The 6,694-nt window shown below is 37.9% G+C and carries 3 protein-coding genes; 1 reads left to right on the forward strand and 2 read right to left on the reverse strand.

All coding sequences use genetic code 11. From position 1 onward, the window contains the following. Nucleotides 1-1,402 (reverse strand): hypothetical protein (locus ACIQ2L_RS14265; RefSeq protein WP_396160008.1); only part of this gene is annotated, 1,402 nt, incomplete at its 3' end. 582 nt (nt 1,403-1,984) lie between these two features. On the opposite strand from ACIQ2L_RS14265, the gene ACIQ2L_RS14270 reads away from it, so the two are divergent. Beyond that, complete coding sequence (locus tag ACIQ2L_RS14270) at nt 1,985-3,796, forward strand: helix-turn-helix transcriptional regulator (RefSeq protein ID WP_396160010.1); 1,812 nt, start codon at nt 1,985-1,987, stop codon at nt 3,794-3,796. A gap of 137 nt (nt 3,797-3,933) precedes the next feature. Here ACIQ2L_RS14270 and ACIQ2L_RS14275 read toward each other — a convergent pair. Next, nucleotides 3,934-6,694 (reverse strand): MopE-related protein (locus ACIQ2L_RS14275; RefSeq protein WP_396160012.1); only part of this gene is annotated, 2,761 nt, incomplete at its 5' end.

Consider the following 6,694-nt stretch of genomic DNA (forward strand, 5'->3'; position numbering starts at 1 on the left):
CTTCGCTAATTTTTTTAACCCTTACTGCTAATCTTGTACTTTCGCAGCCAGAAACAGTTTGCGATGCATAATAAATGGCTCCATCAACCAAACTCGTCGTTGCTGGCAATACTGTTCCTGCCGTTGCTGCACCGTACCATTGGATCGTTGAACCAGTCGCAGCTAAATTGGCAATTGTACCCGAACCAGTATAAACTTGAGTTGCAATTGCAGTTGGTGGGGGGGGTGTAGCATTAATATTTATCGTTAACGTTGCAGTCGTTGCACATTGACCCGCTGTTGGCGTAAAGGTATACGTCGTTGTTTGCGTATTGTTCAACGCTGGCGACCAGGTTCCTGTTATTCCATTGTTCGATGTCGTTGGCAACGCTGATAAACTCGCTCCTGAACAAATTGGTGCAACTGCCGTGAATGTTGGCGTTACTAGTTGGGTGCTGGTCATTACTCTATTGCCTGTGCCATTATCCGAAACAGCCACAAATACACCATTGCCGTAGGTTATGGAATACCAATTATTATCTGCTGCTGAGGTTCTGCTTGTCCACGTAATTCCATCGGGGCTGGTCATTACTCTATTGCCTGTGCCAGTATATGCACCAGCCACAAATAACCCATTGCCGTAGCATACGGAATACCAATTATTATCTACTGCTGAATTTCGGCTTGTCCAAGTAATTCCATTGGGGCTCGTCATTACTCTATTGCCTGTGCCAGTACTTGCTACAGCCACAAAAAGACCATTGCCGTAGGTTACGGACCTCCAATCATTGTTTGTTGCTGGAATTCGACTTGTCCAAGTAATCCCATCGGGGCTCGTCATTACTCCATTGCCTGTTGCAAAAGCAGCCACAGCCACAAATAAACCATTGCCGTAGCATACGGAAGACCAAGCATTATTTGCTGCAGATGTTCGGCTTGTCCAAGTAATCCCATCGGGGCTCGTCATTACTCTATTACCTGTGCCAGTCTGAGCCACAGCCACAAATAAACCATTGCCGAAGGTTACGGACCACCAATCATTATTTGCTGCTGGGGTTCTACTTGTCCAGGTAATACCATCGGGGCTGGTCATTACTCTATTGCCTGTGCCAGTATATGCCACAGCCACAAATAAACCATTCCCGTAGCATACGGAAACCCATCCACTATCTGCTGCCGAGTTTCGGATGGTCCAATTTATCCCATCGGGGCTGGTCATTACTCTATTGCCTGTGCCAGTATATGCCACAGCCACAAATAAACCATTGCCGTAGCATACGGAATACCATCCATTATCTGCTGCCGAGTTTCGACTGGTCCAGGTGTTGGCAGGACATTGTGCATTTACAGTTGTTGTGCCTAAAAATGCTAATAAGCAAATGAGCATAACAACTACTCTTGTTTTTGTAATTAACTTTTTCATGTTGATAATTATTAATTAGTGATTAAATTGTTTTTATTTTATTTTGAGATATAATTGCTTAACGTTACAACCCCCTCTTTGCTCAGTGTCACAAATTTGCGGAACGCAATTCATTTTAACCATCTGGCTTTGCTGCATACTGGTAGTGCTTATCGAAATCGGTACGACACGAGGTCGGGAGAATTCGAGCAGCGGTTTTCCTAAAAGCAAAACTGTTTTTTTCATATGTTGATAATTATTGTTTTTTATCGGTCATATGGAATCACCTTATCTTCATTGGTGTTTGTTTGCAACAAACATCTTGTTAATGGTGATTTCATGTTAGATTGTATTTCAAGATGGAACAAAATTATAGAATTGTGCAGTAAACTAATTTGATATAGAGTAGACAAATTATGTGAAAAGAGTAGACAAATGATGAAAATAAGAGTAGACAAATTAGGTAAAGAGAGTAGACAAATCCAAAAATTAGTATTATAAACTAAAAATCATATCTTTACAAATCAGTTTAGCACCTCTTGTATTCTAATTTTTTAGTGCTATACAGTGAAAAAATAGGTCAAACAGCAATAGTTATAAAAAATGCAACTTAAAAATACCCTTTTCTTATTCTTATTATTTGTTTCTTCTAAAGTAATTGGACAACCAAAACCATATAATAGTGCATCTTTTAATGACAAAAAATATGAGCGCAGTCTTGATTCATTATATGATGTAGCTAAAAAAACAAGATTAGATGCGGTACATAAGCTGTGCATGGATTTTTTAAAGCAACACCAATTAAGATATGATGAAAAGGCAGTTTTTAAATTGTGTTCGCATTTCAGAGAAAGAGCACTAGCAGATGACAACAAAAAACTGTTGCGGAGAATTCAAATAGTAGTAGAAACTCAAAAATTACGATTTAGTTCTTCAAGTAATGTAATAGCCAAACAATCACTTGAAAAGCTATTCACTGATTTTAAAAATGAAGAAGACTTTTCTGCAGCCCTTTCCTGCTTATCTGAATTAGGTCAATACCTGGGTAATTCTAAAAACGATTTAGAAGTTTTGCAAGTTCTTTTCTATGCTGAAAAATTTGCATCAAAAAATGAATTACAAAACGATTTAAGTATGCAGCGTGTTTTGCATACCATAGGTTTTGCTTTATGGGATTTGGATAAACCAGTTTTGTCGACAAAATATTTGACCAAAGCGATACAAACGAGAAATTCAAGTGCTATGGATTCCATGATTTCGTTCAATGCTATTGCCATTAATTATCAAAAATTAAACCAACTAAAGAAATCAAACTTATATTTTGAGAGGGCTTCAGATGTTGCTTTGAAACATCAAAATTTTATATTTAACATTGTCGTAAAAGGCAATCAAGCTGTAACTTTTTATAAACTAAAGCAATATGATTTGGCTTTTAAAAATGCCAACTTGGATAAAAACATGTGTTTTCAAGAAAATTTATGGGGAAATGCAGTTGGGGCATTAAATTTATTGGTTAAAATTGAACTTAAACGCAACAATTTTGGTCATGCCAAAACACTTTTAGACTCCTTGAATGCCATTATTGTTAAAATTAAACCCGATGATTCATTTTCCTTAAAACGAAACGAAGAAGCCAATTATTTGTACTATTCTTCAACTAAAAATTTTGAAAAAGCCCTCACTAGCTACAAAAATTTAGTGCAACTGGATTCTATCTACCAAACGCATGTCAACAAAAATAAGATTTCTGAAATGCAAATCAATGCCGCTAAAAAAATTTATGAAGAGGAAATGACTAAAAAAGAAAACGAAAAAAAACTGAGAAAAATTTTGACTATAATTTTAGTAGTAATAATTCTTGTTTTGCTGTTTTTCTTGGTTTGGTATTTATATAAAAAAGTAGTTTCAATTGAAAAAGAAAAAACTGAAATTACTAAAATAGTCGAAACGCAAGCAGTAGAAATTGATGAGTTAAAAATGCAACTTTTAAATCAATTGCAACTTATAAAAGATGAAAATAGTCATTTTAGAGCGCTACAACTTTCTAAATCTCAATTACATGATGACAATGATTCAAAATTGGAAGTAGCAAGCGATAGTAGTGAAAATATTGAATTCTTAAAAAATTATAATCTTTCCCAAAAAGGAAATTGGGAAGAATTTAAAATCATATTCAATTCTATTTATCCTAATTTTCAGCTTAATATTGCCTCTAAAATTAATTCGATTTCAAGTGCAGAAACCCGACTTTTGATGTTGCATAAATTGGGTTTAAGTTCTAAAGAAATTGCTGATATCTTATTTATTTCGGCAGATGCTGTAAAAAAAGCAAAATATCGGTTATACAAAAAAATAGGAATTAGTACAGTTCTAGAGTTAGACAATTTTATTAAGAGTGATCTTGATGTTTATTGATTTATTTTAGTTGCCCTAAAATTTACACTCGTTTATTGTCTACACTTACCCCGACTTTGAGCCAAGATTACAACACACTACCAAAAAAAACCGCTTCGGAAACGAAGCGGTTTTGATTATCAATTGTCAATTAAAGCTTATCTCTTAACCACTCTAACGGTTTCCAAATTATCCTCTTGTGCTACAACTACGTTGTACACGCCACTTGGATATCGATCTCCAATTGTTGTCGTTTCTAAATCATTTGTTCTCACCTCTCTTTGCTCAATCAATCTACCCAACATGTCGTACACTTTTACGTTTACTACTGATTGGCTGATTGTTTTCACATCCAACATAAAGTTATCCGCAAATGGGTTTGGATACGCCGTAGCTTTAAACTTCGGAGCAACTACTCTTGGAATTCCTGGTGCTACCGCATTAATTTCGCATGAATTTCCATAATCACCAAACACGCCATTTATTTCAATTGCTACTTCAACAAAATAGGTTTGTCCTACTTGTACCTCAGGGAAATCACTCAATTTAAAGTACGAATAATCAACTATTTTAGTAGCTACAACCAACTCATCTTCTGGATTCTCTGGATCAGGTTGTGCTAACTTAACTCTGTATCGAGGGAAAAATTGATAAGGAACAATGTTTAATTGTTGTGCCAATGTATAATCATTTCCACATTGCGTTTGAACCAACTGTGTTGTTGGGAATGCTGGTGTGGTAATATGACATTCCGCTCCATATCCGGATGGTGTAGACACTCCGTTAATTAGAGTGTAATACTGAGCCGATATCGAATAATTCGTATTGAACGATAAGGTAGTTCCAAACGACGACAGTTGTGTATAACGAGTTGGTACTATCGCTGTAGCGAAGTACGTTGCGCCTCCTGTTACTCTAATTTGGAATTGGTATCCTGTAGCTCCAACAGCTGATCCTGATGCTACCGTAGCAGTCATCGAAGATACTGTAGCTGGTGTTTCTACTGTTCCACATGTTGGCGCCACCAAATTGATTTTAGGAATAGGTAATGTGAACAAATCACATTCTGCTCCAAAAATTGTGGTTTGCGTTGAGTTATCAGCTGGATCTAAATATGTATACGCTACAGAAACTTTATATGCACCATTATACTCTAATGGTAGTCCTGTAAAAGTGTTGGCACTAATAAAACGACCTGCTGAAGGTGAGGTAAAGAACGGTCCTGTTACTGGATCTGTTCCTGCTGCTTTTCGAATACGGAAAATGTATCCTGTAGCATTCAACCCTACATTAGCAGAGATGGTACCATTCAAACTAGTTAACGTAGCACCACATGAACCTGTAGACAACGTAATTGCAGCTACAGCCGGTGGCGTTACAGTCATTGTATTTCCTTGATACACCAATACCTCATCATTGATAACCGCTGCTGCTCTAATGGTATACGTTGCCGTATACGAACGCATCGGTCCTGGAATCGTTACATAACGCGTTGGTAAAGTAACCTCTTGAACCTCGTTTGCTTGCCCTGTTTGTATCTTAGTAATGATAAAGCGGTACTTAAGATTCGTATACGGTGACAATGCATACGGTAACGCTGCCACTGCATTTGTAAATACAGTTAACGTAGCCGTAGTTGCTGTCATGTTTACGATAGGAACTGTACAAGCAGTTTCATTAACAGAACCATTACAGTTGTCGTCGATACCGTTGTAGCATATTTCAGTTGCATTTGGTCTGATTGCTGCATTATTATCGTTACAATCCGTATTATTTGAAACATATCCTAATGGCTGTGTACAAGCGTTTGAAGTATCTAAAGGATTACCAAATGTATCACCGTCAAAATCTCTATACCAAATAGGTTGAGCAGATTCTGTTACTGTTACCGTAGCGGTATTATTACCACATGGTGCTGTACCTGTTTGCGTATACGTATATACCAAACCATCATTTGACCATGAACCGCCTGACGCTGGTGAACCCCCTAAAGCTGCAAATAATTGAGAATTCGTTGGGGTTGTTCCTGCACAAACTGTTAAAGTACCATTGGTTCCTGCGCTAGCTGCAGGTGAATTTACTGTTATAATTAAAGTAGTGGTAGTAGCACACTGGCCCACTGTTGGTGTGAAAGTATACGTTGTTGTAATTGTATTATCTAATGCTGGCGACCAGGTTCCTGTTATTCCTTCGATAGACGTCGTTGGCAATGCTGACAGACTCGCTCCTGAACAAATTGGTGCAACTGCTGTGAATGTTGGCGTTATATTTGGATTAACCGTAATCGTCAATGTTGCAGTCGTGGCACATTGGCCCGCTGTTGGTGTAAAGGTATACGTCGTTGTTGCGGTATTATCTAATGCTGGCGACCAGGTTCCTGTTATGCCATTATTCGATGTCGTTGGCAATGCTGACAAACTCGCTCCTGAACAAATTGGTGATACTGCCGTGAATGTTGGCGTTACATTCGGATTAACCGTAATTGTTAATGTTGTCGTTGCACAACTACCCGCTGTTGGCGTAAAGGTATACGTTGTTGTAGTTGTATTATCTAATGCTGGCGACCAGGTTCCTGTTATTCCATTAGTAGACGTTGTTGGCAATGCTGACAAACTCGCTCCTGAACATATTGGTGCAACTGCTGTAAATGTTGGCGTTATATTTGGATTGACTGTTACACTTACCGCAACTCTATTTGATAAAGCAGCATCTGTAATGCGTTTGATGGCATTATTAAAAGCATCTGCTACCAGAATTTTTCCATCGGCTTGCACGGCAACGCCAACAGGAAGAGAAAACCCAGAGCCAAGAGTGGCAATAGTTAACGAATTACTTTGTTCTACATAATAAGTAGCTGTGCTAAGTGAGGCGGTAGTTACCAATGGATTGCCTCCAGAAGGGGCTGTAAACCACATGGCA

The sequence above is a fragment of the Flavobacterium sp. genome (assembly GCF_044369455.1).
Taxonomy (GTDB): Bacteria; Bacteroidota; Bacteroidia; order Flavobacteriales; family Flavobacteriaceae; genus Flavobacterium.